Source organism: Geodermatophilus sabuli (assembly GCF_010686765.1).
Lineage (GTDB): Bacteria > Actinomycetota > Actinomycetes > Mycobacteriales > Geodermatophilaceae > Geodermatophilus > Geodermatophilus sabuli_A.
On record NZ_JAAGWF010000028.1, the window covers coordinates 25,645 to 51,213 of the forward strand.

General features: G+C 73.4%; 27 protein-coding genes. 8 read left to right on the plus strand and 19 right to left on the minus strand.

The annotated features are described in order from the left end of the window. Position 1: 1 nt before the first annotated feature. From GCU56_RS20960 to lpdA, 3 genes are all read right to left on the minus strand, one after another. Positions 2-910 carry a TIGR01777 family oxidoreductase gene (locus GCU56_RS20960; protein ID WP_163483939.1) on the minus strand — a complete coding sequence of 303 codons (909 nt, stop codon included), beginning with the start codon at positions 908-910 and terminating at the stop codon, positions 2-4. Between the two features lie 76 nt (positions 911-986). Continuing rightward, on the minus strand, positions 987-2,870 hold the full coding sequence (gene sucB, locus GCU56_RS20965) for a 2-oxoglutarate dehydrogenase, E2 component, dihydrolipoamide succinyltransferase (protein ID WP_163483941.1): 1,884 nt from the start codon (positions 2,868-2,870) through the stop codon (positions 987-989). Between the two features lie 48 nt (positions 2,871-2,918). Then, entirely contained in the window at positions 2,919-4,298 is a 1,380-nt protein-coding gene (gene lpdA / locus GCU56_RS20970; RefSeq protein ID WP_163483943.1) for a dihydrolipoyl dehydrogenase, read from the minus strand. A gap of 152 nt (positions 4,299-4,450) precedes the next feature. Between lpdA and GCU56_RS20975 the strand changes: the two genes are divergently transcribed. Next, positions 4,451-4,777, plus strand: coding sequence for an oxidoreductase (locus GCU56_RS20975; protein ID WP_163483945.1), 327 nt, complete (start codon positions 4,451-4,453; stop codon positions 4,775-4,777). 66 nt (positions 4,778-4,843) lie between these two features. Here the strand turns inward: GCU56_RS20975 and GCU56_RS20980 are convergent, their stop codons facing one another. Further along, on the minus strand, positions 4,844-6,355 hold the full coding sequence (locus tag GCU56_RS20980; protein ID WP_163483947.1) for a leucyl aminopeptidase: 1,512 nt from the start codon (positions 6,353-6,355) through the stop codon (positions 4,844-4,846). 144 nt (positions 6,356-6,499) lie between these two features. Here GCU56_RS20980 and gcvT point away from each other — a divergent pair, with 144 nt between their 5' ends. Continuing rightward, complete coding sequence (gcvT, locus tag GCU56_RS20985) at positions 6,500-7,618, plus strand: glycine cleavage system aminomethyltransferase GcvT (RefSeq protein WP_163483949.1); 1,119 nt, start codon at positions 6,500-6,502, stop codon at positions 7,616-7,618. Positions 7,619-7,622: 4 nt separating this feature from the next. Here gcvT and GCU56_RS20990 read toward each other — a convergent pair whose 3' ends face one another. From GCU56_RS20990 to GCU56_RS21005, 4 genes are read right to left on the minus strand one after another with little or no spacing between them, the layout of a single operon-like run. Beyond that, positions 7,623-8,753, minus strand: coding sequence for a YhjD/YihY/BrkB family envelope integrity protein (locus GCU56_RS20990; protein ID WP_163483951.1), 1,131 nt, complete (start codon positions 8,751-8,753; stop codon positions 7,623-7,625). A 1-nt stretch (position 8,754) separates the two neighbouring features. Continuing rightward, complete coding sequence (locus tag GCU56_RS25410; protein WP_163483953.1) at positions 8,755-9,030, minus strand: DUF4235 domain-containing protein; 276 nt, start codon at positions 9,028-9,030, stop codon at positions 8,755-8,757. Next, positions 9,027-9,476 carry a DUF3618 domain-containing protein gene (locus GCU56_RS25415; RefSeq protein WP_163483955.1) on the minus strand — a complete coding sequence of 150 codons (450 nt, stop codon included), beginning with the start codon at positions 9,474-9,476 and terminating at the stop codon, positions 9,027-9,029. Before GCU56_RS25415 ends, GCU56_RS25410 begins: the two co-directional genes overlap by 4 nt. After that, a complete protein-coding gene (locus GCU56_RS21005; RefSeq protein ID WP_163483957.1) occupies positions 9,473-9,910 on the minus strand; it encodes a phage holin family protein in 438 nt (145 codons plus the stop codon). Before GCU56_RS21005 ends, GCU56_RS25415 begins: the two co-directional genes overlap by 4 nt. 122 nt (positions 9,911-10,032) lie before the next feature. Between GCU56_RS21005 and GCU56_RS21010 the strand changes: the two genes are divergently transcribed. After that, positions 10,033-10,245: a hypothetical protein gene (locus GCU56_RS21010; protein ID WP_163483959.1), complete on the plus strand. Its 213-nt coding sequence runs from the start codon at positions 10,033-10,035 to the stop codon at positions 10,243-10,245. Positions 10,246-10,294: 49 nt separating this feature from the next. On the opposite strand, the gene GCU56_RS21015 is transcribed toward GCU56_RS21010, so the two are convergent. Then, positions 10,295-11,095 (minus strand): aldo/keto reductase, encoded by an 801-nt coding sequence (locus tag GCU56_RS21015; protein ID WP_345771986.1) that lies wholly within the window; start codon positions 11,093-11,095, stop codon positions 10,295-10,297. Positions 11,096-11,350: 255 nt separating this feature from the next. After that, entirely contained in the window at positions 11,351-11,959 is a 609-nt protein-coding gene (locus GCU56_RS21020) for a DUF3043 domain-containing protein (protein ID WP_163483960.1), read from the minus strand. Between the two features lie 143 nt (positions 11,960-12,102). On the opposite strand from GCU56_RS21020, the gene GCU56_RS21025 reads away from it, so the two are divergent. After that, positions 12,103-12,459, plus strand: coding sequence for a HesB/IscA family protein (locus GCU56_RS21025; RefSeq protein WP_163483962.1), 357 nt, complete (start codon positions 12,103-12,105; stop codon positions 12,457-12,459). 64 nt (positions 12,460-12,523) lie between these two features. On the opposite strand, the gene asnB is transcribed toward GCU56_RS21025, so the two are convergent. The 3 genes from asnB to GCU56_RS21040 are packed head-to-tail and all read right to left on the minus strand — an operon-like array spanning position 12,524 to position 15,260. Beyond that, on the minus strand, positions 12,524-14,473 hold the full coding sequence (gene asnB, locus GCU56_RS21030; protein WP_163483964.1) for an asparagine synthase (glutamine-hydrolyzing): 1,950 nt from the start codon (positions 14,471-14,473) through the stop codon (positions 12,524-12,526). A 57-nt stretch (positions 14,474-14,530) separates the two neighbouring features. Continuing rightward, the gene (locus GCU56_RS21035; RefSeq protein WP_163483966.1) at positions 14,531-14,905 is read right to left on the minus strand and encodes a DUF3817 domain-containing protein; all 375 of its coding nucleotides are present in this window, start codon (positions 14,903-14,905) and stop codon (positions 14,531-14,533) included. Further along, the gene (locus tag GCU56_RS21040) at positions 14,895-15,260 is read right to left on the minus strand and encodes a metalloprotease (protein ID WP_163483968.1); all 366 of its coding nucleotides are present in this window, start codon (positions 15,258-15,260) and stop codon (positions 14,895-14,897) included. The genes GCU56_RS21035 and GCU56_RS21040 overlap by 11 nt, the downstream gene beginning before the upstream one ends. Positions 15,261-15,527: 267 nt before the next feature. Here GCU56_RS21040 and ctaC point away from each other — a divergent pair, with 267 nt between their 5' ends. Next, positions 15,528-16,397: an aa3-type cytochrome oxidase subunit II gene (gene ctaC, locus GCU56_RS21045; RefSeq protein WP_163483970.1), complete on the plus strand. Its 870-nt coding sequence runs from the start codon at positions 15,528-15,530 to the stop codon at positions 16,395-16,397. 45 nt (positions 16,398-16,442) lie between these two features. Continuing rightward, positions 16,443-16,844 carry an aa3-type cytochrome oxidase subunit IV gene (locus GCU56_RS21050; protein ID WP_163483972.1) on the plus strand — a complete coding sequence of 134 codons (402 nt, stop codon included), beginning with the start codon at positions 16,443-16,445 and terminating at the stop codon, positions 16,842-16,844. A 564-nt stretch (positions 16,845-17,408) separates the two neighbouring features. Here the strand turns inward: GCU56_RS21050 and qcrB are convergent. From qcrB to ctaE, 4 genes are read right to left on the minus strand one after another with little or no spacing between them, the layout of a single operon-like run. Next, positions 17,409-19,073 carry a cytochrome bc1 complex cytochrome b subunit gene (gene qcrB, locus GCU56_RS21055; RefSeq protein ID WP_163483973.1) on the minus strand — a complete coding sequence of 555 codons (1,665 nt, stop codon included), beginning with the start codon at positions 19,071-19,073 and terminating at the stop codon, positions 17,409-17,411. Further along, the gene (qcrA, locus tag GCU56_RS21060) at positions 19,073-20,185 is read right to left on the minus strand and encodes a cytochrome bc1 complex Rieske iron-sulfur subunit (RefSeq protein WP_163483975.1); all 1,113 of its coding nucleotides are present in this window, start codon (positions 20,183-20,185) and stop codon (positions 19,073-19,075) included. Before qcrA ends, qcrB begins: the two co-directional genes overlap by 1 nt. Beyond that, the gene (gene qcrC, locus GCU56_RS24885) at positions 20,182-21,063 is read right to left on the minus strand and encodes a cytochrome bc1 complex diheme cytochrome c subunit (protein WP_163483977.1); all 882 of its coding nucleotides are present in this window, start codon (positions 21,061-21,063) and stop codon (positions 20,182-20,184) included. The genes qcrA and qcrC overlap by 4 nt, the downstream gene beginning before the upstream one ends. 7 nt (positions 21,064-21,070) lie before the next feature. Continuing rightward, positions 21,071-21,685, minus strand: coding sequence for an aa3-type cytochrome oxidase subunit III (gene ctaE, locus GCU56_RS21070; protein WP_163483979.1), 615 nt, complete (start codon positions 21,683-21,685; stop codon positions 21,071-21,073). Between the two features lie 130 nt (positions 21,686-21,815). Here ctaE and GCU56_RS21075 point away from each other — a divergent pair, with 130 nt between their 5' ends. Beyond that, entirely contained in the window at positions 21,816-22,232 is a 417-nt protein-coding gene (locus GCU56_RS21075; protein WP_163483981.1) for a hypothetical protein, read from the plus strand. Then, positions 22,229-23,287, plus strand: coding sequence for an anthranilate phosphoribosyltransferase (gene trpD, locus GCU56_RS21080; protein ID WP_163483983.1), 1,059 nt, complete (start codon positions 22,229-22,231; stop codon positions 23,285-23,287). Before GCU56_RS21075 ends, trpD begins: the two co-directional genes overlap by 4 nt. An 85-nt stretch (positions 23,288-23,372) precedes the next feature. Here the strand turns inward: trpD and GCU56_RS21085 are convergent, their stop codons facing one another. After that, positions 23,373-23,660, minus strand: a complete 288-nt coding sequence (locus tag GCU56_RS21085) for an Lrp/AsnC ligand binding domain-containing protein (RefSeq protein ID WP_163483985.1) — start codon at positions 23,658-23,660, stop codon at positions 23,373-23,375. Next, positions 23,657-25,531 (minus strand): DEDD exonuclease domain-containing protein, encoded by a 1,875-nt coding sequence (locus GCU56_RS21090; RefSeq protein WP_163483987.1) that lies wholly within the window; start codon positions 25,529-25,531, stop codon positions 23,657-23,659. The genes GCU56_RS21085 and GCU56_RS21090 overlap by 4 nt, the downstream gene beginning before the upstream one ends. Between the last annotated feature and the right edge of the window lie 38 nt (positions 25,532-25,569).

Genomic DNA, 25,569 nt, shown 5'->3' on the forward strand with positions numbered 1-25,569 from the left:
CTCAGCCGCGGACGAGCGCCGCCTGGAGCGCGGACTCGAGTTCCGGGTGCGTCCACTCGTACCCGGCGGCTCCCAGCCGGGCGGGGAGCGCTCGCTGGCCGGCCAGCACGCCCGTGCGGCCGAACTCGCCGAGGGCCAGCGACAGCGCGAAGGCGGGAACCGGGAGGACGGCCGGCCGGTGGACGACCTGACCCAGCCGGCGGGTGAACTCGGCGTTGGTCACCGGCGCCGGTCCGGTGAGGTTCACCGGACCCGACACGTCCGCGGTCAACAGGAACCGGATCGCGCCCACCTCGTCGTCGAGGCTGATCCAGGGCCAGTACTGCCGCCCCGGGCCCATCCGCCCGCCCAGACCCAGCCGGAACACCAGGCCGAGGATCTGCATGAGCGGTGCCCCGCGTCCCACGACGAGCCCCGTCCGCAGCTGCGCCACCCGGACGCCGGCATCGGCCGCGGCCGCGGTGGCCCCCTCCCACTCGACGCACAACCGGGCGAGGAAGTCGCTGCCCGGGGCGGCGTCCTCCTCGACGGGGCGGTCGCCGGTGTCGCCGTAGAAACCCACCCCGGAGGCCGACAGCAGCACTCGCGGGCGCCCCGGGTCCTCCGCCGCGGCGTCGGCCAGGGCCTGGCTCACCGTGAGCGTGCTGTCCAGCCGGCTGGTCCTCAACCGGTCCTTGTAGGCGGCGGTCCAGGGCCGCGGCCGGATCGGCGTGCCCGCCAGGTTGACCACCGCGTCGACGTCGCGCAGCAACGCCGGGTCGATCCGCCGGTGCTGGGGGTCCCAGCGGTGCTCGTCGGCCGTGCGCGGCGTGCGCCGGACCAGTCGCAGCACGTCGTGGCCGTCGGCGCGCAGAGCCGGCACCAGCCGTGAGCCGATGAGCCCGGACGAGCCCGTGACCGCGATCCTCATGCTCCTCCTTCGGTCCCCCCGGGGCAGCGGGATGCAGTCGGGCCCCGGCTCGTCGCCGGGGCCCGACCGGGGGACCTCAGGCGAGGCCGACCTCGCCGTGGAACTGGCCGGCCTCCAGGCGCTCCCGCACGGTGGTGAGGAAGCGGGCGGCGTCGGCGCCGTCGACGATGCGGTGGTCGTAGGTGAGGGCCAGGTAGACCATCGACCGCACGGCGATGACCTCGCCGAGGTCCGCGTCCTGGACGACGACCGGACGCTTGACGACCGTGCCGGTGCCCAGGATGGCGACCTGGGGCTGGTTGATGATCGGCGTGTCGAACAGCGCCCCACGGCTGCCGGTGTTGGTCAGCGTGAACGTGCCACCGCCGAGTTCGTCCGGCGTGACCTTGTTGGTCCGGGTGCGCTCGGCCAGGTCGGCGATCTTGCGGGCGATCCCGCCGAGGCTGAGGTCGCCGGCGTCCCGGATGACCGGCACCAGCAGGCCGCGGTCGGTGTCCACCGCGACGCCGAGGTTCTCGCTGTCGTGGTAGGTCACCGTCCCGGCCTCGAGGTCGATCGAGGAGTTGACCGCCGGGTGGGCCTTGAGGGCCTCGACCGCCGCCTTGGCGAAGAACGGGAGGAAGGACAGCTTGACGCCCTCGCGGGCCTCGAAGTCCTTCTTCGCCCGGTCCCGCAGCCGCGCGATCGCCGTCACGTCCGCCTCGACGACCGTGGTCAGCTGCGCGCTGACCGCCAGCGACTCCACCATGCGGCGGGCGATGACGGTGCGCAGCCGGGAGAGCTTCTCGGTGCGGCCCCGCAGCGAGGTGTCGGGCATGGCCGCCGGGGAGGGCCGGGGCGCCGTCCGCCCCGAACCGGACGAAGCGGCCGCCGGGGCGGGCGCCGGCGCGGGCTGTGCCGCCTTCTCCGCCGCCGCGAGCACGTCCTGCTTGCGGATCCGGCCGCCGACGCCGGTACCGGTCACGGAGCCGAGGTCGACGCCGTGGTCGGCGGCCAGCCGGCGCACCAGCGGGGTCACGTAGCTGCCGCCGCCGTCGCCCTGACCGTCGCCGGACGGCTGCTGCGCGGCCGGCGCCTGCGGAGCGACCTGGGGCGGCGGCGCGGACGTCGGCGAGGTGGCGGGCTGGGCGCCGCTCGCGCCGTAGTCGCCACCGGGCTGGGTGGTCGCCGTCGCGGCGGGCTTCGCCTCCGGGGCGGCCTGCGGCGGCTCCTCGGCGGGTGCCTCCTGCTCCGGGGCTGCCTGCTCCGGCGCCTCCTGCTGGGGAGCGGCCGGGGCCGCGCCACCGCCGGCACCGCTGCCGATGACGGCGAGCTGGGCGCCGACGTCGACCGTCTCGTCCTCGTTGACGGTGATCTCGAGGAGGGTGCCGCTGACCGGCGAGGGGATCTCGGTGTCGACCTTGTCGGTGGAGACCTCGAGCAGCGGCTCGTCGGCGGACACCTCGTCGCCGACGGACTTCAGCCACCGGGTGACCGTCCCCTCGGTCACGCTCTCGCCCAGCGCCGGCATGGTCACCGGGGTGCCCTCGCCACCGCCGGATCCGCCGCCGGACCCGCCGTCCGAGTCGCTCCCGGCAGAGGCGGGTGCCGCGGCCGGCTGCTCCTGCGCAGCCGGCTCCTCCTGCGGCTCGGGGCTCGCGTCCTCGACCTGCTGGTCGGGGGTCTGCGCCGTGTCCGCGTCCTCGGCCGAGGCCGGGGGCGAGGCGGCCCCACCGCCGTCGCCGTCCCCACCGATCACCGCGAGCTCGGCGCCGACCTCGACGGTCTCGTCCTCCGAGACCAGGATCTTGGTCAGCACGCCGGCGGCCGGCGACGGGATCTCGGTGTCGACCTTGTCGGTCGACACCTCGAGGAGGGGCTCGTCGGCCTCGACCTGCTCACCCTCCTGCTTGAGCCAGCGGGTGACCGTGCCCTCGGTGACGCTCTCGCCCAGGGCGGGCATGGTGACGGACGTCGGCATCGGGGCAGGACTCCTTCGTGGCGCGGGGTGGGTGAGGGTGGTGCGAGATCAGCCGTGCACGTGCAGGGGCTTGCCGGCCAGCGCGAGGTGCGCCTCGCCGAGGGCCTCGCTCTGGGTGGGGTGCGGGTGGATGAGGCTCGCGACGTCGTCGGCCTCGGCCTCCCAGTTGTAGATCAGCTGCGCCTCGGCGATGAGCTCCCCGACCCGGCTGCCGACCATGTGCACGCCCACGACGGGACCGTCGACGGCCTGGACCAGCTTCACCGCCCCGGCGGTCTTCAGGATCTGGCTGCGACCGTTGCCGCCGAGGTCGTAGACGAGGGTCTTGACCTCCCCGTACCGCTCCTTGGCCTGCGCCTCGGTGAGGCCGACGGAGGCGACCTCGGGCTCCGAGTAGGTGATCCGCGGGACGCCGGCGTAGTCGATCGGTGCCGGCTTGAGCCCGGCCAGCCGCTCGGCGACGAGGATGCCCTCGCCGAACCCGACGTGGGCCAGCTGCAGGGTCGGGATCAGGTCGCCGACGGCGGAGATCGTCGGCACGTTGGTGCGGCAGTACTCGTCGACGAGGACGTAGCCGCGCTCCATGGCGACGCCGGCCTCCTCGTAGCCGAGGCCCTGGCTCACCGGCCCGCGACCGACGGCGACCAGCACCAGCTCCGCCTCGAAGTCCTTGCCGTTCTCCAGCGAGACCGTGACGCCGTTCTCCGTGGTCTGGACGCCGGAGACCCGGCTGCCCAGCGAGAAGTCGATCTTCCGGCGGCGGAAGGCACGCTCCAGGAGCTTGGAGGAGGACTCGTCCTCGAGCGGGACCAGGTGCGGCAGCGCCTCGACGATGGTGACGTCGACACCGAAGGACTTCCAGGCGCTGGCGAACTCGCACCCGATGACGCCGCCACCGAGGATGATCGCCGAGGCCGGTACCCGGTCGAGGTTCAGCGCGTGGTCACTGGTGATGACCTTGGTGCCGTCGACCTCGATGCCGGGCAGGCTGCGGGCGTAGGAGCCGGTGGCCAGCAGGACGTGCTTGCCCTCGTACCGCTGCCCGTCCACCTCGACGGCGGTGGGGGAGACCAGCCGGCCCTCCCCCTCCACGTAGTTGATCTTGCGGCTCTTGATCAGGCCCTGCAGGCCCTTGTAGAGCCGGGAGACGACGCCGTCCTTGTAGGCGTTGACGCCGTCCATGTCGATCCCGGCCAGGGACGTCTTGACGCCGAACTGCTCGCCCTCGCGGGCGCTGTCGGCGACCTCACCGCTGTGCAGCAGGGCCTTGGTGGGGATGCAGCCGCGGTGCAGACAGGTGCCGCCGACCTTGTCGCGCTCGATCAGCACGACCGACAGGCCGAGTTCGGCCCCGCGCAGTGCGGCGGCGTAGCCACCCGAGCCACCACCGAGGATGACCAGGTCGGCGGGCGAGGTGGGTGCGCTCACGAGTGCTCCTCTGGTGCAGTGGTCCCGCCCCGCTCACGCGGTCGGGTGAACGTCCGCGCCCATCCTGCCACTCCGGGAACGGCGTGGCCCGGAGCGCCGTTTCCAGCGCGGACGCCGCGACCCGATGGTGGCCGGCGGGGACGGGAGCGGACATGGGGCTGTGGCGACGACGGCGGCGCGGGACCGCGGACGGCGACGGGCGCGCCACCCTCGACCGCGGGGCCGGTCGCGCCGACCTGGCCCACCTGGAGCAGTTCGTCGCCAGCCGCCGCGGCGTCGAGGGCTTCGTCGAGCCGCGCACCGCCGTCACCGAGACCACGATCGTGCTCGTCGCGGCCGACGGTGAGTGGACCCGCCGCCGCATCGACGGGCCGGACACCGCGCGCCGGCTGTCCCGGGACCTCGGCGTCCCGGTGTACGACGCGCAGGTCACCGGCTATCCGCAGCGGATGCGGGACTGGTCGAAAGACCACAGATGAAGGACCCCGTCCCTCTCACCCCTCGCACGCTCGGGGCGAGCCTCCGGACAGGGCCGCTCCGGCACGTCAGGCGGCGATGAGGTCCTCGATCGTCGCCAGCAGGGTCCGCACCGGCACACCGGTGCCGCCCTTGGGGGTGTAGCCCCACGGTGCCCCGGTGTTGTAGCTCGGGCCGGCGATGTCGATGTGCGCCCACGGCAGGCCGGCCGGCACGAACTCGGCGAGGAAGTGCGCCCCGACGAGCATCCCGCCCATCCGGTCGGCGTTGGCGTTGACCAGGTCGGCGATGGGGGAGTCCAGTCCCTGCCGCAGCTCCGCCGGCATGGGCATGGCCCACATCGACTCGCCGCTGCGCCGGCTCGCGGCCACGACGGCGTCCCGGAGGTCGTCACTGCCCATGACGCCGGCGGTGCGGGAGCCGAGCGCCACCAGCTGCGCGCCGGTGAGCGTCGCCGTCTCCAGCAGGTAGTCGGGGCCGTCCTCGGCGGCGCGAGCCAGGGCGTCGGCCAGGACCACGCGGCCCTCGGCGTCGGTGTTGGTGATCTCGGCCTTCTTGCCGTTGCGGAAGGTCACCACGTCCGCCGGGCGGTAGGCGGTGCCGCTGGGCAGGTTCTCCGCGATCGGCACGGTGGCGGTCACCTCGACCGGCAGGCCGAGCTCGGCGACGAGGCACACGGTGGCGATCACGGCCGCCGCGCCGGCCATGTCGCTCTTCATGTCCTCCATCTTCAGCGCCGGCTTGATCGACAGGCCGCCGCTGTCGAAGGTGATGCCCTTGCCGACGAGCGCGATCTTCTTCTTCGCCTTCTTGCCCGAGTACGTCAGGCGCAGCAGCCGCGGCCCGCGAGCCGAGCCGCCCCCGACGGCCAGGATGCCGCCGTAGTTGCCGGCCGCCAGGGCCGCCTCGTCGAGCACCTCGACCTTGAGGCCGGCCTTCTTCCCCGCCGCCGCACCGCGGTCGGCGAGCTCGGCCGGGAAGAGGTCGTTGGGCGGGGTGTTGACCAGGTCGCGGACCAGGTGCACCGCGCCGGCCACCGCGCGGGCACGCGCGAGGGCGGTCCGCGCGTCGCCGGCGTCGGGGACGACCACCGTGAACTCCCGCGGCGGCACCGGCCGGTGGGCCGGCAGGTCGGACTTGTAGGCGGTGAACTCGTAGGCGCCCAGGAGGCTGCCCTCGCCCACCGCGTGCAGGCGGAGGTCGTCGGGGGCCCCGCCCACCGCGGCGAGCAGGCTCACGACGGACCCCCGGCCGGCCAGCGCGCGGCTGGCCGCCCCCGCGGCGCGGCGCACGGCCTCGGCCGGGTAACCGCCGGCGGCGTCCGGCGCGCCCAGTCCCACCGCGGCGACGACGGGGAACGGTCCCTGGCCGAGCGAGGACAGCCGGGTCACCTCGTCCTCGGCGCCGCGTGCGCCCAGGTCGGCCAGCGCCGGCAGCAGCCGGCCGCCGAGCAGGCGGTCGACCGCCTCGGCCCCGGGGGTGCGCAGCAGGCCGGTCGGGCCCGTGCCGATCCCGACGACGACGGCGTCGGCGGAGAGCTTCTCGAGCGGGCGGTCGCTGGCGGTGATCGTCGTCGGCACCGCTCGATCCTATGAGGACCCCTCTGCCCCCCACCGGTCGCGGGCTCACGGTGGCCCCCTGCGGAGGGGCCGCCCGGGCCCGTCACCGGGCGCGACCTGGTGATCGACCTGCAGGGAGGCCGCCGCCGTCGATAGCGTGAGGGCGTGACCGCGCGCACCTCGCCGCTGCACGAGCGGCACCTCGCGGCCGGCGCCAAGCTGGCCGAGTTCGCCGGGTGGTCGATGCCCCTGGAGTACGCCGGGGGAGGGGTGCTGGCCGAGCACGCCGCCGTCCGGACCGGCGTCGGGCTGTTCGACGTCTCCCACCTGGGGACGGTGACCGTCCGCGGAACCGGCGCCGCCGCCTTCCTCGACTCCTGCCTGACCAACGACCTGTCCCGCATCGGCCCCGGCCGGGCGCAGTACACGCTGGTCTGCCTGCCCGACGGCGACCCACGGGCCGGCGGCGTCGTCGACGACCTGTTCGTCTACCTGCGCGGACCCGACGACGTGCTCCTGGTGCCGAACGCGGCCAACGCCGCCGACGTCGTGACCCGGCTCGCTGACGCCGCCCCCGCGGGGGTGACGGTCACCGACCGGCACGCCGACGTGGCCGTCCTGGCGGTCCAGGGGCCGCGGTCGGCCCAGGTGCTGGCCTTCCTCGGCCTGCCCGGCGAGCTGCCCCACCTGTCCTTCGTGACCGGCACCGGAGGCGGTGACACCGAGGTGACCGTCTGCCGGACCGGCTACACCGGGGAGCACGGCTACGAGTTGCTGGTCGCGGCGGAGCGGGCCGGTGCGGTGTGGGACGTGCTCGTCGACGTGGGCCGCGACGAGGGGCTGCGGCTGTGCGGGCTGGGCGCGCGGGACACGCTGCGCACCGAGATGGGCTATCCACTGCACGGCCACGAGCTCTCGCCGGACATCACCCCGCTGCAGGCCGGCGTGGGGTGGGCCGTGGGTTGGCACAAGCCGGCCTTCTGGGGGCGGGACGCCCTGCGGGCCGAACGGGAGACGGGTCCGGCCCGGTTGCTGCGGGGGCTGCGGGTCTCCGGGCGGGGCATCCCGCGGCCCGGCATGGCGGTGCTGGACCCCGACGGGGCCCGCGTGGGCGAGGTCACCAGCGGCACGTTCTCACCGACCCTGCGCACGGGCATCGCGCTCGCGCTGCTGGACACCGCCGCGGCCGACCCCGAGGACGGCCGGCTGACCGTCGACGTACGCGGGCGGCCGCAGCCCGTGGAGGTGGTGCGGCCGCCCTTCGTCCCGTCGCACGTGCGCTGAGGCCCTACTTCCGCGTCGGGTCCTTGTCCTCCTTGGTCGGCTCCGGCTTGTCGGGCAGGGAGTCGGCGACCACGGCGTCCCGCCGGCCCATCGGCTGGGGGTCGCCCTCGGTGGTGTCCCGGGCGGTCTGGTGCTCGGCCTCGGAGTTGATCTCCGCGCCCAGCAGCACCAGGTAGCAGGTGAGGTACAGCCACAGCATCAGCACGATGACGCCGGCGATCGCGCCGTAGGTCTCGTTGTAGGACCCGAAGTTGTCGACGTAGAAGCTGAAGCCGATGCTGACCACGGCCCAGACGACGGTGACGACGATCGAGCCGAGACTCACCCAGCGCAGCTGCGGCGCGTCGCGGTCGGGGGCCACCCGGTAGAGGACGGCGAGCGCACCGGCGAAGACGCCGAGCAGGAGCAGCCACCGCACCACCTGCGCCAGGATCGTGCCGACGGCGCCGAGCGGGAGGTCCTCCAGCACCGCCGGGACGATGGCGACGAGACCGAAGGTGATCAGCACGAACACGATCGCGCCCAGGGTCAGGCCCAGCGAGGTGGCCTTCATCCGCACGAAGCCGCGGGTCTCGACCTCGTCGTAGGCCAGGTTGACGGCGGTGATCAGGTTGCCCACGCCGCCGGACGCGCTCCACAGCGCGGCGAGGATCGACACGATCAGGCCCACGGTCAGCGCGCCGCCGCTGTTGGTGACGATCGCGTTGAGCTGGTCGCCGATGAGCTCCGAGGCGCTCTCCGGCAGCTGCGCCGACAGCGACTCGATCTGCTCGGCGACCGACTCCGGAGAGGCCACCAGGCCGTAGATCGAGATGGCCGCGATCAACGCCGGGAAGATGGCCAGGAAGGCGAAGAAGGCCACCCCGCCGGCGATGATCGGCATGTTGTCGGCCTTGTTCTCCGCCCACGCCCGCTTGACCACCTGCTTCCAGCCGCGCAGGGGGATGTCCGTCGGCTTCTCCGCGGAGACCCCCGGCAGCGTCTCCTCCGACGGCGTCCCGGGCGGCGAACGGTCGGCGTCGGGGTCGGGACCGCGCTCGGCGGCGGCCTTGGCGGCCGCCCGTCGCGCTGCCTTCTCCTCGACCCGCTCCCGGATCCGGTCGACGGCACTCTCGCGGGGCCGGGTCCCGGCCACGTCAGTCGCCCGGCCAGGTGCCGGTCAGCTTGGTGAAGCCACGCGCACCGGCCCGGTCGATCGCCGCCTTGGTGGCGGCGAAGATCGCGCCCTGCAGGGCGGCCGAGATGATCACCTGGTACATCGGGTACTCGCTCTGCAGCGCGTCGGGTGCATCGTCCTGGTCCGCGACGCGCTTCCACACCTGCTTGAAGACGGCGCCGGACACGGTGCCGGCGAGGAGACCGCCGAGCAGGCCGATCGGCCGGTAGGCGAGCTTGGCGCCCTTGCTGCTCACTTCGTCCTCCTCGACACCCGGCGGGCCTTGGCCTTCTTCGCCTTCTTCGCAGCCGTCCGGGTCGCCTTGCGGGCGGCCTTCTCCGCGGCGGCACGCCGGGCGGCGACGGCCTTGGTCGCGCGCTTGGCATCCCGCTTCGCCTGGCGCTTGGCCTTCCGGCGGTCCTTGGTCCGGCTGCGCCAGACGAGCAGGCCCAGGAGGCCGGCCACGCCCGCTCCCGCACCGATCACCGTCGGGGGGCTCTCGCGGTAGGTCTCCACGGCGGTGTCCTTGGCGCGGGCCGCACCCTCCTTGGCGCGCGAGGGCACGTCGAGGCGGTGCGACAGCTCGTCGACCGTGCGGCCGAGCTGGGCGCGGGTGGCCTCGATGTCGGCCTTGATGGCGTCGGGGTCGTTGGGCGCCGGCTTGTCGGCGCCGTCGGGTCCGGAGCTGATGGGCGTGCTCACCGGCGGGCACTCTCCTTCACGGTGGCGATGTCGGTCTTGGTGCTCGCGATGGCCTCGGTGGGCAGCGGCGGTGTCGCCTTGTCGACGTCCTTCTTGCCCACCAGCGCCAGGACGCCGGCGACGGCGAACAGCACGACGGCCACGATGACCGCGGCGAGCCAGGCCGGCACGGCCAGCGCCAGGGCCAGGACGGCGGCGGCGATGAGCACTGCCAGGCCGAAGAAGGCGAACAGGCCGGCGCCGCCGAACAGGCCGGCGCCGACTCCGAGCCGCTTGGCCTTCTGGGTGACCTCCGCCTGCGCGAGGCGCGCCTCGTCGCGGACCAGCCGGGAGATCTGCTCGGTGAGCTGACCGATCAGCTGCCCGGTCGAGGCGTCCTCGGTCGCGGGGGGTGGAGCGGTCGCGCGGCTCGCGCCCGCGGTGGGGTGTGTCATCGGTCCTCCGGTCGGCACGTGCACGGTCGATGACCTCACATGCCCCCGATGATCGCCGGGGTAACCAGCTCCAGGTCACAGTCGGGGGACGGCCGGTGCGAGGAGGTCACTAGCCTCGCGCCATGGACTGGTACTGGCGGCTGGAGGACCCCTCGGGGGCGGAGGTCGATCCCGCCGCGGTGGGCGTCGAGGTCCCGCGGACCGACAACCAGGGCGACGCCGAGTCGTGGCTCGGCGAGAACTGGCGGCACCTGCTCGAGCGCGGCGTCGCCACGGTCTCGCTCTTCGAGGGGGAGCGGAAGGTCTACGGCCCGATGGGCCTGGCCGCGACCTGAGCGAGGGCCCCCTGCACCCGTCCCGCGGCGCGGGGCAGGGGACCTCCCCTCAGCCGCGCGCGGTCTTGGCCGGGTCACGCTCGACGACGTCGCCGAGCACCTCGTCGATCCGGGCCAGGACGTCGTCGCCGAGGGTGACGCCGGCCGCCTGGACGTTGTCGTGGACCTGCTCGGGCCGGGTGGCGCCGATGATCGCGGCGGCGACGTTGCCGTTCTGCAGCACCCACGCGATCGCCAGCTGGGCCATCGAGAGGCCGAGATCGTCGGCGATCGGGCGCAGCTGCTGCACGCGGGTGAGGACGTCGTCCCGCAGGAACCGCTGGATGAACCGGCCGGCCTCGGGGTCGGTGGCGCGGCTCCCGGCGGGCGGTTGCTGGCCGGGGAGGTACTTGCCGGTGAGCACGCCCTGGGCGATCGGGGAGAACACGATCTGCGACAGCCCCTCCTTCTCGGAGGTGGGCACGACCTCGTCCTCGATCACCCGCCAGAGCATCGAGTACTGCGGCTGGTTGCTGACCAGCTGGATGCCGAGGTCGCGGGCCAGGGCGGCACCGGCGGCGATCTCGTCGGCGCGCCACTCCGAGACGCCGATGTAGAGCGCCTTGCCGGCCCGCACCAGGTCGGCGAAGGCGGTCATCGTCTCCTCCAGCGGCACCGTGGGGTCGTAGCGGTGCGCCTGGTAGAGGTCGACGTGGTCGATCTGCAGCCGGCGGAGGGACGCCGTGCAGCTCTCCATGACGTGCTTGCGGGACAGTCCGCGGTCGTTGTGCCCGGGCCCCGTCGGCCAGTAGACCTTGGTGAAGATCTCCAGGCCCTCGCGGCGCTGGCCGGCCAGCGCGCGGCCGAGCACCGACTCGGCCCGGGTGCCGGCGTAGACGTCGGCGGTGTCGAAGGTGGTGATGCCGCGTCGAGCGCCGCCCGCACGCAGGCCTGGGCGGCGTCCTCCTCGACCTGCCCGCCGTGGGTCAGCCAGTTGCCGTACGCGATCGAGGAGATGGTGAGGCCGGATCGGCCCAGTCGTCTGGATTCCACCCGGCCGACGCTAGCGGCCCCGCCCGGAGGCTCGCCGCGAGCCTGCGAGCGGTGAGGAGGACGGGGTCCTCCCTCAGACCTGGGCGCCCAGTGCCACCTCGGGCTTGGGGAACCGCCACCGCCGGACCATCGTGGACCGGCTGACGCCGTACCAGATCAGCCCACGCATCCGGTGGTCGTCGTCGGGGAAGCGCTCGAGCACCTTCCGCTTGATCCGCCGGCCCAGGACGACGGAGTCGGCGATGATCACCAGGAAGAAGAGGAACCAGAGGAACACCGTGTAGCTCTGCACCTCCGGGACCGGCACGAAGTAGCCGACGAGCACCAGCGCGGCGACCACCAGGAAGAAGCTGCCGGCGTTGCGGCGGGCGTCGACGGTGTCGCGCACCAGCTTGCGGACCGGCCCGCGGTCGCGCACCGGCAGGTGGCTGTCGTCGCCGCGGACGGCGCCCGCGCGCGCGGCGCCCCGCGTGGCCGCCTGCTGCTCGCGCATCCGCTTGTAGGCCTCCTTGCGGGTGGTCGGCGGCGGCGGGGGAGGCCCGGGACGGCGGCCCTGGGCCTCGTACCGCTTCGGCGTGGGCCGGCCCTTGCCGCCGGCCTTCACCAGCGAGGTGGTCACGTCGGTGCCGGCGTCCGGCGCGGTCTCGGCGCGGTCCCGGCGCCCGGGCAGGCGGAGCTTCACAGCGGCGAGTCTACGGGGGCGCCCCGCCGTCCCGGCCCGCGCGCCGGTCCGGGACGTAGACTGGGAACAGGCTCCGCCACGGCGGTGTTCACCCGCTGCAGGGAGTGCCGCAGCGGACGCCCTCGGATGTGGGAGGACAGAACATGACGGTGCAGGACACCACGGCCCCCGGTAGCACCGGTGTGCTGCTCAGCGACCCCGCGGCCTCGAAGGTCAAGGCGCTGCTGGACCAGGAGGGTCGCGACGACCTGCGGCTGCGCATCGCGGTCCAGCCGGGCGGCTGCTCCGGGTTGCGATACCAGCTCTTCTTCGACGAGCGGTTCCTCGACGGCGACCAGACCTACGAGTTCGGTGGGGTCGAGGTCATCGTCGACCGCATGAGCGGCCCCTACCTCGGCGGTGCCGTGATCGACTTCGTCGACACCATCGAGAAGCAGGGGTTCACGATCGACAACCCCAACGCCGGCAGCTCGTGCGCCTGCGGGGACTCGTTCTCCTGATCCTCGCCTGACGCACGACCACAGCGCCCGGCTCCTCCTCGCGGAGGAGCCGGGCGCTGTCGTGTCAGAGCCGGACGGGGTAGACGGTCTCGGGGATCGCCGGCTTGATCCGCTCCTCGACGAAGATGCCGTGCCACACCATGAAGACCAGCACCTCCCAGACCTGACGGGCGATGCGCTTGCTCGGCACCTCGGCCGTCCGGAGCCGGTCGAGCAGGCCCAGCACGTGGTCGCGGTCGAGCCACTCGTCGGTCTGGCTGCCCGCCACGATGTCGCGCGCCCACTCGTGCAGCGGCCCGGCGAGGAAGTCCGCCGTCGGCACGGGGAAGCCCAGCTTGCGCCGGTGCAGGATCGACGGCGGGACGATCTGCTCCATCGCCCGGCGCAGCGCGTACTTGGTGGCGTTCTGCCGGTCACCCGAGCCGCCCACCGGCACGCGCTGGTCCAGCGGGATGGTGCTGGCGAGGGCGAACACCTCGGGGTCCAGGAAGGGCACCCGCAGCTCGAGCGAGTTGGCCATCGTCATCTTGTCGGCCTTGACCAGGATGTCGCCGCGCAGCCAGGTGAACAGGTCCACGTACTGCATGGCCGTGACGTCGTCGTACCCGGCCTCGCGGGTCTGCCGGTAGAGGGCCTCGGTCACGGTGACGTGCGACAGGTCGGTGTCGTGGCCGCGCATCAGCCGGGCCAGCTCCGCACCGGAGAAGTTGCGCGCGTTGCCGTAGTAGCGCTCCTCCAGGGGGATCGACGCGCGGCGCAGCAGGTCCTTGCCGCGCATCCCCTCGGGCAGCCGCTCGGACAGGGCGGCCATCGCCCGCTTGCCGAACGGCGGCACCCGCTCGGCCCAGGCCAGGCTCAGCGGCTCGCGGTAGATCGTGTACCCGCCGAACAGCTCGTCCGCGCCCTCGCCGGAGAGCACCACCTTGACGTGCTTGCGCGCCTCGCGGGCCACGAAGTACAGCGGTACGAGGGCGGGGTCGGCGACCGGGTCGTCGAGGTACCAGACCACCTCCGGGATGGCCTCGGCGAACTGCTCCGCGGTGATCACGACCGGCACGTGGGCCACACCGAGCGCCGCCGCCGACTCCGCGGCGATGTCGACCTCCGACGTCGACTCCCGCTCGAACCCGACCGTGAAGGTCATGAGGTCCGGGTTGTAGCGGTGCGCGAGCGCGGCGATCGCGGTGGAGTCGATGCCACTGGAGAGGAACGACCCCACGGTGACGTCGGCGCGCATGTGCTTGGCCACGGACTCGTCCAGCGCCGCCGCGATCCGGTCGTAGAGCTCCTGCTCCCGTCCGGCCGCCACCGGCTGCGGCCGGAAGGTCGGGTGGAAGTAGCGGGCGGTGTGCAGCTCGCCGTCCACCACGGTGAAGCTCGTACCGCTCTCGATCCGGCGGATGCCGCGGTGCAGCGTCGCCGGCTCGGGCACGTACTGCAGCGTCAGGTAGTGCTGGAGCGAGGCGGGGTCGACCCCGCCGGCGGCGGCGCTGCCGCCGAGCATCTCCAGGACCGCCTTCTTCTCCGAGCTGAAGACCAGGCCGCCGTCGGCCAGCCGGGCGGTGAACAGTGGCTTGATGCCGAAGGGGTCGCGGGCGCCGAACGCCGTCCGCGTGGCGGTGTCCCAGATGACGAAGGAGAACATCCCGCGCAGCCGGCGGACGACGTCCTGGCCCCACAGGTGGTAGCCGGCGACGATCGTCTCGGTGTCCCCGTGGGTGCTCAGCTCGGCGCCGGCGGCGGCGAGCGCCTCCCGGAGCTCCAGGTAGTTGTAGATCTCGCCGTTGAACAGGATCCGGTACCGGTCGCCGGCGTAGGGCAGCGGCTGCGGGCTGCCTTCCAGGTCGATGATCGACAGCCGGTTGAAGCCGAGGACCGCGCGGTCGTCGGACCACACCGCGGTGTCGTCGGGGCCGCGGTGGTGCAGGCAGTGCAGCGCGGACTGCACGCCGTCGACGTGGTCGACGCCGACCCGGTCGGCGTCGGTGGACAGGTAGGCCAGCAGGCCGCACATGAGGCGCAGGTCTCCGGGGTGTCGGCTCGTGTCCCGGCTGCTGGAGCCGGGACGGGGTCAGACGCGCTCGCCGGCGCGGGTCTTGCGGGTCGCGATCCGCTCGGCGACGAAGGACAGGATCGGCACGGTGCCGGCCAGGAGCACGAGCACCGTGCCCCGGAGCGTCCAGCGGGCGCGCACCGCGAGGTCGCAGGCGGTGAGGAAGAAGATGAAGTACAGCCAGCCGTGCGCCGTGCCGATGACGGCGACGGGCTGGTCGAGTCCCGCCGCGTACTTCAGCGGGACGGCGACCAGGATCAGCGCGATCAGCAGGACGCCGACCACCCAGGCCATCACCCGGTAGCGGGTCAGCGCGGCGGGGACGCCCTGGCCGACCCGTCGGGCGAGCGCCCGGGGCAGCCGCGGGGCGGTCGCGGCCGGTTCAGCCGCCACTGGTGCCCCGCCGGCCCAGGGCCTTCTCGTTGAGCTCGGCCAGGTAGGCGTTGTACGCGGCCAGCTCCGGGTCGCCGGTCGTGTCGATCCGGGGCCGCTGGTACAGGACCAGCGAGCTGCCCGGCTCCTCCTCGTCGGGGTCACGGTGCAGCTCCTCGCGGCACATGCGCACGTAGAACCACAGGCCCATGAACCCGTACAGCGGCCACTGCAGCGCGTAGCTCCAGTTGACCGCACCGCCGCCGGCCTCGGCCTTGCTCAACTGCCACCAGCCCAGGAAGAAGGTGGCGACGAACAGCGCCGCCACGAGCAGGTGCATCAGCACCCACCTGGGGGTCAGCAGCCGGGAGATCACGACCTCGACTCTAACCGGCGTCCCGGTCGGTCCGGGGCCGCCGGTGGCGGGTCTCACCGGCCTGCGGACCGTCGCCCGCGCCGCCGTCCGACGGTGCAGGCACGCGACCCGCCGGTCGTGCGTCTCCGGTGGTCGGCCGCCATGCGGGGTCGGCTAGTCTCCCCGCAGACTGTGATCGGCACGGGAGCCGTTCGCCGAACCCCGGCTGGCGGCCCGCCGGGACGACCGTCCGGGACGTCCGGACGGAGGACGAGGAGGCAGCGAGCAGTGGCTCGAGGCAGCAGGCTCGCGCGGGTCCCCGCGCTCGGTCTCCTGGGGGTGGTCGCCCTCACCGGGTGCACCCCGAACAACGAGTTCTGGCGCTGGGGCTGGCCCGACGGCATCACCGACGAGGCCGTCGACATGCGCAACCTGTGGATCTGGTCGGTCATCGCGGCACTGATCGTCGGCATCGGGGTGTGGGCCCTGATCCTGTGGTCGGTCGTCAAGCACCGGAAGCGTGGGGACGAGCTCCCCAAGCAGACGGCGTACAACCTGCCGCTGGAGATCGTCTACACGATCATCCCGTTCCTGATCATCGCCGGGCTGTTCTTCTTCACCGTCGTGGTGCAGAACCGGGTCCAGGACCGCAGCGAGGATCCCGACGTCACCATCGCCGTCAACGCCTTCAAGTGGAACTGGCAGTTCGTCTACCCGGAGACCACCGGGGACGACGGCCAGCCGGTCGACACGATCGGCACCAGCGAGGAGATCCCGATCCTCGTCCTGCCCACCGACCAGGTCGTCCGGTTCGAGGTGGCCTCGGCGGACGTCATCCACTCGTTCTGGGTGCCGGAGTTCCTCTTCAAGCTCGACGTCATCCCCGGCAACGAGAACGGCCGGGACAACGTCTTCGAGGTGACCGTCCGCGAGGAGGGCGCCTTCGTCGGACGCTGCACCGAGCTCTGCGGGACCTACCACGCCTACATGAACTTCGAGGTCCGGGCGGTGTCGCAGGACGACTACGCGGACTACCTCGAGGCACGCGAGTCGGGCCTGGACACCGCCGCCGCCCTCGAGAGCATCGGCCAGCCGGGCGGCCCGCAGTCCACGCAGGCGTGGGACCTCGTCGACGACGCCCAGCGCGCCGATGGCTGACCGGTCCGGCGGGGCAGCAGGAACCACGCACGAGGAGGGACGGCCGTGAAGGTCGAAGCGCTCATCTTCAACATCATCGGTGTCTTCTGCATCGTGATGGCCGCGGTCTACGGGATCTGGTCCCGTGAGCCGATCGGCACCACGGCGCTGGTCCTGTCGGGGGGACTCACCTTCCTCATCGGCGGCTTCTTCTGGTTCGTCTCGCGGCGCATCGACGCCCGCCCGGAGGACCGCAAGGACGCCGACATCGCCGACGGTTCAGGTGAGCTCGGCTTCTTCAGCCCGGGGAGCTACTGGCCCTTCGCCATCGCCCTGTCGGCCGCGCTGATGGGTCTGGCGCTGGCCTTCTTCTACTCGTGGCTGATCCTCATCGCCGGCGCCGCGCTGCTCGTCACCATCGGTGGCCTGCTGTTCGAGTACTACGTCGGGCAGAACGCGCACAGCTGAGCGGCGATCCTCCGCGTTCCCCCACAGGGCCCCTCCCCGCAGCCGCGAGGAGGGGCCCTGTGACGTCCCGCGGGCCGGGGCGGCCCCTCCAGCGTGTGGCGGCCCCCGGTGAGCGCTCCGGGGTACCGCTGCGGCGGCGACGCCCCGGCCGGCGCCGGGTTCCCCACCCACAGCCGCCCCTCGTGGGACCCGGCCACGGGAGACTGCTCGGCCGGACGAGGGCGTGCTGCGTCGAGCCGAGGCTCCCTCCGCCGGACGAGCGGTGGCCCGCATCCCGCCGACGTCCCTGCGACACCGCGTGAGGCCGTCCTGCTGCCCGCCCAGCCGGCCGGTGACGCGCGCACGGGTGGTCGTGCCACGGTCGGTGCCGACACCACCCCCGGCGTCCGCACGTGGCTCCCGCCGCGGTCGAGGACCAGCGACCGCGGGGGAACGGAGCCGGTGGCGGCCCGGGCGCACCCAGCGTCCGACCCGGGGTCACCCGCGTGCGCAGCGGTGCCCCGGACGCAGCAGGGCCCCCGACGGGATCCCGTCGGGGGCCCTGCTGGTGAGCTGCCAGGTGGGTCAGTCGCGCGGCTCCTGCGGCCGCCCGCCCTCCTGAGGCCGACCGGAGGTGGTGAGCTCCCGGCTGGACTCCGCGGCCGCCGGGCCGTGCTCCTCGCGGCGCTGCTCGAGCTCGACCTGCGCCGGCTCCTCGATGGGGCTGAAGAAGCCCCGGATGGCCCGGCGAGCACCGCCGACCTGGTTCATCTTCTTGGGCACCGGAGCACCGCCGTAGGCGAGCTGGCCGTGGCCGTGCGCGTCCACCTCACCCAGGGGCTGGTGGACCTCGATGAACTCGCCGTGCGGCAGGCGCCGGATGACGCCGGTCTCGATGCCGTGCTCGAGCACCTCGCGGTCGTGCTGCTGGAGGCCCAGGCACATCCGGTAGGTGAGCACGTAGGCGATCGGCGGCAGGATGATCACGCCGATCCGGCCGACCCAGGTCATCGCGTTGAGGCTGATGTCGAACTTGTCCGCGATGACGTCGTTGCCGCCCGCGATCATCAGCCAGACGTAGAACGTCAGGGCCATGACCCCGAGCGACGTCCGCACCGGCACGTCCCGCGGCCGCTGCAGCAGGTGGTGCGAGGCGGTGTCGCCGGTGAGCTTGCGCTCGATCATCGGGTACAGCGCGAGGACGGTGAACATCGCGCCGGCGACGACGACCGTGGGCCAGAAGAGCGCCGGGATCGTGTAGTCGCCCGGCAGGTTGATGTCCCAGGCCGGGAAGATGCGCGTCGACCCGTCGAGGAAGCCGATGTACCAGTCCGGCTGCGAGGCCGAGGAGACCTGAGCCGGGTTGTACGGGCCCCAGAGCCACACCGGGTTGATCTGCACGAGGCCGCCGAGGGCGGCGCAGACACCGAACACGATGAAGAACAGGCCGGTCGCCTTGCCGGCGAAGGCCGGGAAGAGCCGGTTGCCGACCACGTTGTGCTCCGTGCGGCCCGGGCCGGGGAACTGGGTGTGCTTCTGCTTGACCAGGACCAGCAGGTGCACCGCGATGAGTGCCAGCAGGATGGCCGGGATCAGCAGCACGTGCACGATGTAGAACCGGCCGATGATGTTCTCGCCGACGAAGTCGCCGTTGAAGACCGCCCAGTGTGCCCAGGTGCCGATGACCGGCACCGACAGCAGGATCGCGCTGATGATGCGGAGCCCGGTGCCCGAGAGCAGGTCGTCGGGGAGCGAGTAGCCGGTGACGCCCATGAGCAGCGCGAGCACCAGCATGACCACACCGATGAGCCAGTTGCTCTCGCGCGGCCGCCGGAAGGCGCCGGTGAAGAAGATGCGCAGCAGGTGCACCACGATCGCGGCGACGAACAGCAGCGCCGCCCAGTGGTGGATCTGCCGCATGAACAGGCCGCCGCGGACGTCGAACGACAGCTGCAGCGCGGAGTCGTAGGCCGCGGACATCTCGACGCCGCGCAGCGGCGCGTAGGAGCCCTCGTACACGACCTCCCGCATCGAGGCGTCGAAGAAGAAGGTCAGGTACGTGCCCGACAGCAGCAGGACGACGAACGCGTAGAGCGCGATCTCGCCCAGCAGGAACGACCAGTGGTCGGGGAAGACCTTGTTCAGGGTCCGGCGGAGCGGTCCAGCGACGATCAGGCGGTCGTCGACCTCGAGCGCGGCCTTGCCCAGCAGCGTGGTCGGGACACCCGGCGCCGTGGCGGTACGAGCCATCAGATGCGCTCCCGGTTCCAGTAGGTGGGGCCCACGGCCTCAGGGTAGTCGTCGCGCGCGACGAAGTAGCCCTCGTCGTCGACCGTGATGGGCAGCTCCGGTAGCGCCCGCGTCGCCGGGCCGAAGACCGGCTTGGCACCCTGCGTGACGTCGAACTGCGACTGGTGGCACGGGCAGAGGATCCGGCTGGTCTCCTGCTCGTACAGCGACACCGGGCACCCGGCGTGCGTGCAGATCTTCGAGTAGGCGACGTAGTCGCCGTAGCCGAAGTCGTCCTGACCCTCGCGGGGGCGGTTGACCGCGACCTGCTCGGGCCGCAGCCGGATCAGCATCGTGGCGGCGTCGGCCTGCCGGTTCCCGCCCGGGACGGCCGGGAACACCGTCTCCAGCGAGCCGGGCTGCTGGTCGCCGGGCCGGATGGGGGTGCCGTCGTCGCGGACGAGGCGGACCCCCGGGCCCCAGTTGGTGGTGCCCAGCGGATCGCCGGTGTTCGGGTTCCGGATGAGGCCGCCCAGCGGCATGATCAGCATCAGCCCGAGGCCGCCGCCCATGAACACCAGCGAACGGGTGATCAGCTTGCGCCGCGCCAGGCCGCTGTTGTGCAGGCCGCCCACGAGGGTGGCGCCGGTGGTGACCCGGTCGAAGTGCGAACCGTCGTGCTTGTCCTGCACCGCGGTCTCGTGCGGGAGCAGCTTCTTGGTGTAGAGCACCAGACCGACGCCGACGAGGACCAGCGAGAGGCCCATCAGGGCGCCCAGCATCGGCGTGAACAGCGCGCTCCAACCGCCCTCGGTGATCTCCCAGTGCCAGTCGGGCAGGAACCAGCCCGAGCCGACGTAGATCACGATGAAGGCGAAGGCGGCGAGGCCGGCCAGGGCGAAGGTGAGCCCGACCTGGCGGACGGCCCGCCGCTCGACCGCGGACCCCGGCTCGGGGCCCGGGTCGACGTGCAGGATCTGCACGCCGTCGTAGGCGGCGCCCAGGCGGTCGAGGTCCTCGCGGGAGATGGCCGCGAGCTGCTCGGGCGTGTAGTCGTCGTCCGGGCCGCCGTGGAGGGGGCCGGGGACGTCCGCGCCACCGGTCGAACCGGGGCGGGTCTCGCGGGTGGTCACGCCTTGCTCCCCATCCAGAAGATCCCGAACAGCAGGACGCCGATGCCGACGACCCAGATGACCAGGCCCTCGGCCACGGGTCCCATGCGGCCGACGCCGGCGCCACCGGGGTCGGCCTGGTTGTCGATGGTCTGCACGTAGTTGATGATCGCGCGCTTCTCGTCCGGGGTGAGCTGGTTGTCCCCGAACACCGGCATGTTCTCGGGGCCGGTCAGCATCGCGGTGTAGATCTCCAGCGCGCTGGAGCCCTCGAGGCTCGGCGCCGCCTTGCCCGAGGAGAGGGCACCGCCCTGGCCGACGAAGTTGTGGCAGGAGGCGCAGTTGAGCCGGAACAGCTCGCCGCCCTGCGCGAGGTCGCCGTCGCGCAGGTCACCGGAGGGCAGCGTGGGGCCGCCGCCGTTGGCCTGGACGTAGGCCATCAGCTGGTCGATCTCCTCGTCGGAGAAGACGGCCGGCTTGTCGGGCGCATCGGCCTCCTGGCGGACCAGCGGCATGCGGCCGGTGTGCACCTGGAAGTAGACGGCGGCCTCGCCGACCCCCACCAGCGACGGCCCGCGGGTGGGCACGCCCTCGAGGTTCTCGCCGTGGCAGCTGATGCAGCTGCGCTCGTACAGCTCGCGGCCGGCCGCCTCGGCGGCGGACTCGCTGCCCGAGCCCTCGTTCGTCGCGTACGCCGGCGACAGGGCCGAGTAGAGCGCGCCGGTGAGGACCAGGGCGGCCATGAGGCCCGCCACGTTGACCACGCGGCGCCGGTGCTTGGACCGGCGGCGGGCGCGGGCGGCCGCGGCGGGGGTTCCGTCGGCCGGGCGGCGGGACCAGCGGACGCGGGGCGACCCGCCGTCGGGCTGGGCGTCGGACTGCGGGTTCGTGGTGGACACCGGTTCCCTAGCGGATCAGGTAGATCGTGGCGAAGAGCCCGACCCACACGACGTCGACGAAGTGCCAGTAGTAGGAGACCACGATGGCCGAGGTCGCCTGTGCCGGCGTGAACCGGCCCATGGTGGACCGGATGAGCAGGTAGACGAAGGCGACGAGGCCTCCGATGACGTGCAGCGCGTGGAAGCCGGTGGTCAGGTAGAAGACCGAGCCGTACGTGGAGCTCGAGATCGTCGTCCCGTGCTCGGTCACGAGCACGCGGTACTCGTTGGCCTGGGCCAGCACGAACACCAGGCCCATGACGAAGGTGATCGTGAACCAGCGCCGCAGGCCGTAGACGTTGCCCTGCTCCGCGGCGAAGACGCCGAGCTGGCAGGTGACCGAGGACGCCACCAGGATGATCGTGAAGATCAGCGCGTAGGGCAGGTTCAGCTCGGTGGGCTCCGGTGGCCACCCCTCGGTGGCGCGGGCGCGCGCGGTGAAGTACATGGCGAACAGGCCGGCGAAGAACATCAGCTCGCTCGAGAGCCAGATGATCGTGCCGACGCTGACCATGTTCGGGCGGGTCAGGGAGTGCACCCGAGAGGTGTCGAAGGTGCCGCTCGCGACGGGAGCCGTTGTCACGGGGCCATCATGGCATCGGCCCCGTCAAGGTCACGACCGCGGGTGTGCGGGCGTGGCGGCACCGTGACCTGCTCGATACCTGGGTGGCGGCTCCCCGGGGGCGGTGCGCCCGGGCACTAGGCTCGGCACCGTGAGTGACGCCGCCGCGGCCACCGTCCTGGTCTACAGCTCCCGTCCCGAGGTGCGAGCCGCCGTGCGCACCGCCGTGGGCCGGCGTCCGGCGTCCGACGTGGGGCCGGTGACGTACGTCGAGTGCGCCACGGGCCAGGACGTCGTCGACACGGTGGACGGCGGGGGCATCGACCTCTGCATCCTCGATGCCGAGGCCCAGCCCACCGGCGGCATGGCGCTCAGCCGCCAGCTGACCGCGGAGGTCGCCGACCGCCCGGCGCTGTGCGTGCTCATCGCGCGGCAGCCCGACCGCTGGCTGGCGCACTGGTCGCTGGCCGACGCCACGCTGCCCTTCCCGATCGACCCGCTCACCGCCCCCGCCGTGGTCGCCGACCTGCTGCGCGAGCGGGTGGGGCGGCCGGCCGGCCTCCGGTGAGCGCGCCCGCCGCCCCCGGCCGGACCACCTGGCCGGCGCTCTACAACCGGCTGCTGGCCGGGCAGGACCTCACCGCCGCCGACACCGGCTGGGCGATGCGCGAGGTGATGACCGGCGAGGCCACCCCGGTCCAGGTGGCCGCCTTCGCCGTGGCCCTGCGCGCGAAGGGCGAGTCGGCCGAGGAGGTCGCCGGGCTGGCCGCGGAGATGATGGCCCAGGCCACACCCGTGGACCTCGCCGTCGAGTGCGTCGACATCGTCGGCACGGGCGGCGACGGGGCGCACACGGTGAACATCTCGACGATGGCCTCGGTCGTCACCGCCGCCGCCGGGGCGCCGGTCGCCAAGCACGGCGGGCGTGCCGCGTCGTCGTCCTCCGGCGCGGCCGACGTCCTCGAGGAGCTCGGCGTGGTCATCGACCTGCCCGCCGCGGGCGTCGCCCGCTGTGTGCAGGAGGCCGGCATCGGCTTCTTCTTCGCGCCGGTGTTCCACCCCGGCATGCGGCACGCGGGCCCCGCGCGCAGGGAGATGGGCATCGGCACGGTCTTCAACTTCCTCGGCCCGCTGTGCAACCCGGCCCGTCCGGTGGCCGCGGCGATCGGCTGCGCCGACCGGCGGATGGCCCCGGTCATGGCCGCGGTGCTGGCCGGCCGCGGCATGCGGGCCCTGGTCTTCCGTGGCGACGACGGCCTCGACGAGCTCACCACCGCGACGACGTCGTCGGTGTGGGTGGTCCGGGACGGCGAGGTGACCCCCGACCGGCTCGACCCCGCGGCCCTCGGCATCGAGGCGTCGGCCGTCGACGCCCTGCGGGGCGGGTCGCCGGCCTTCAACGCCGACGTCTTCCGCCGTGTCCTCGACGGGGAGCCGGGTCCGGTGCGCGACGCGGTGCTGCTCAACGCCGCAGCCGCACTGGCCGCCTTCGACGAGCGCCCGACCCGGCTGCACGACGCCGTCGCCGCCGGCCTGGAGCGGGCCGCCGCGGCCGTCGACGACGGCCGGGCCGCCGCCCAGCTCGACCGCTGGGTGACCGTCAGCCAGACCGCCCGCGGCTGAGGAGGACCCCGCTCCCACCCCTGCCGGCCCCCTTCCAGGGGCCCGCCCCGAGCGTGCGAGGGGTGGGGAGGAAGGGGGTCCGCTCTCAGTCGGCGGTGTCGAAGCCGATGGTGAACGCGGCCTCGAGGTCGTGCCGGGAGTAGGCGCGGAAGGCGATGTGCGTGTCGGTCTCGAGGACGCCGGGCACCTTGTTGATCCGGCCCGCGATGACCTCGGCGATCTGCTCGAACTCCCGGACCCTCACGACGGCGACCAGGTCGACGCTGCCGGCGACCGAGTAGACCTCGCTGACGCCCTCGAGGTCGGCGACGGCCTCGGCCACCTCGGGGATCGCGTCGGTGGCCGCGTCGATCATGACGATGGCGGTGATCACGCCGGCGATGCTAGCCGTGGCGCCGCCCCCGCGGCGGACCCGCGCGGGCCGGCGGAGACGCGGTCCGGGCGGGCCCGCGTGCCCAGGTCGCGGGCGTCGGCGAACGGGTCCCGGCCGGTCCGCCCGGCCGCCACCCGGTCGAGGAACGCGCTGAAGGCCCCGGTGCCCGGCACGGGGCAGGCCAGCGTGCCCGTCACCTCCACCAGGCGGGTGCCGGGCTTCTCCATCCAGCGCAGCACCAGCTCCGTCTCGTCGACCGACGCGGCCAGCTCGCCGTCGGGGCCCAGCGGTGTCTCGGCGGTGGAGAGCAGGCCGGCCAGCGTCGCCCGCACCGAGGTGCCCCGGGGTGCCGCGCCCGCCGACACCAACCGTCCCCGGCGGACGACCGACAGGTGCCAGCCGCCCTCCCCGTCGGGCCGGGCGAGGACCAGCTCGGGCACGGCGGCCAGAGACTCCAGGCGCTGTCGCCGGCGCACCGCGCGCACGAGCACGGCCACGCGGTCGCGGAGCACGGCGGCGTCCTCGTAGCGCTCCTCGCCGGCCAGCCGGTCGACCCGGTCCAGCAGCGGCGCCAGCAGGGCACGCGGGTCGGTGGCGACTGCCGACCGCAGCACGGCCGCGATCCCGGCGTACTCGTCGACCGACTGAGCGCCCGTGCACGGCGCGCCGCACCGGCCCATGCCGGCCAGCGCGCAGGCGGTGCCCAGGACGCGCACCGACAGCCGGCCGGTGCACTGCCGCAGCGGCAGCGACTCGTGGATGGCGGCGACCGCGGCGTCGGCGGCCCGACGGTCGGGGAACGGGCCGAGGAAGACCCCCGCGCCCGGGCGGACCCGGCGGACGACCGAGAGGCGGGGGAACGGCTCCTCGGTCAGCCTCACCCACAGCGCTCGCTCGGGGAAGCGCGAGCGCCGGTTGTAGCGCGGCTTCTGCTCGGCGATGAGCCGCAGCTCGCGGACGGCGGCCTCCAGGTCGTGCGCGCAGGGGATCGCGTCGACCCGCTGGGCCAGGGCCACCATCTCGGTGATCCGGCTGCGCTGCTCGCCGGCGGTGAAGTAGCTGCGGACCCGGCTGCGCAGGTCGTTCGACGTCCCGACGTAGAGCGGCTCGTCGCGGGGCCCGCGGAACAGGTACACGCCGGGGCCCGTGGGCACCGCGTCGGCCAGGTGCCGCTTGCGCCGGCGCTCCGGGTCCACCTGGCGAGTCAGGCCGGAGAGCTCCTCGAGGGAGGTGATGCCCAGCGGCCCGAGCCGCTCGAAGAGGCCGTGCAGGACGTCGACCGTGGCGCGGGCGTCGTCCAGCGCGCGGTGGGTGGGCGAGGTGCTCGCGGCGAAGTACGGCGCCAGGGTGGCCAGCTTGCAGTTGGGCACCTCGTCGCGGGTCAGCAGCCGGCGGGCGAGGACCGCGGTGTCGACCGAGGCGGCCGGGGGCCAGCCGATGCCGGTCTCCGCGCAGGCCGCCTTGAGGAAGCCGAGGTCGAACGGGGCGTTGTGGGCGACGAGCACCGCGCCGCGGGCGAACTCGAGGAAGCCGGGCAGCACCGCCCCGATGCGGGGCGCCGCCGCCACCATCGTCGAGGTGATGCCGGTCAGGACGCTGATGTAGGGCGGGATCTCGCAGCCGGGGTCGACGAGGGTCTGGAACTCACCGAGCACGGCCCCGCCGCGCACCTTGACCGCGCCGATCTCGGTGATCGCGCTGTCCTTCGGTGACCCGCCCGTGGTCTCCAGGTCGACGACCACGAACGTGACCTCGGCCAGGGGGGTGCCCAGGTCGTCGAGGGTCGCCTGTTCGTAGCGGGGCAGTGCGGCGGCGGCTCGTGCGGCTGTCCCGGCGGCGATCCCGGCCAGCCGGGCGGGGGAGAGGGGCACGGGCGGACGGTAGGTCGGGCCACCGACAGTCCCGGGGA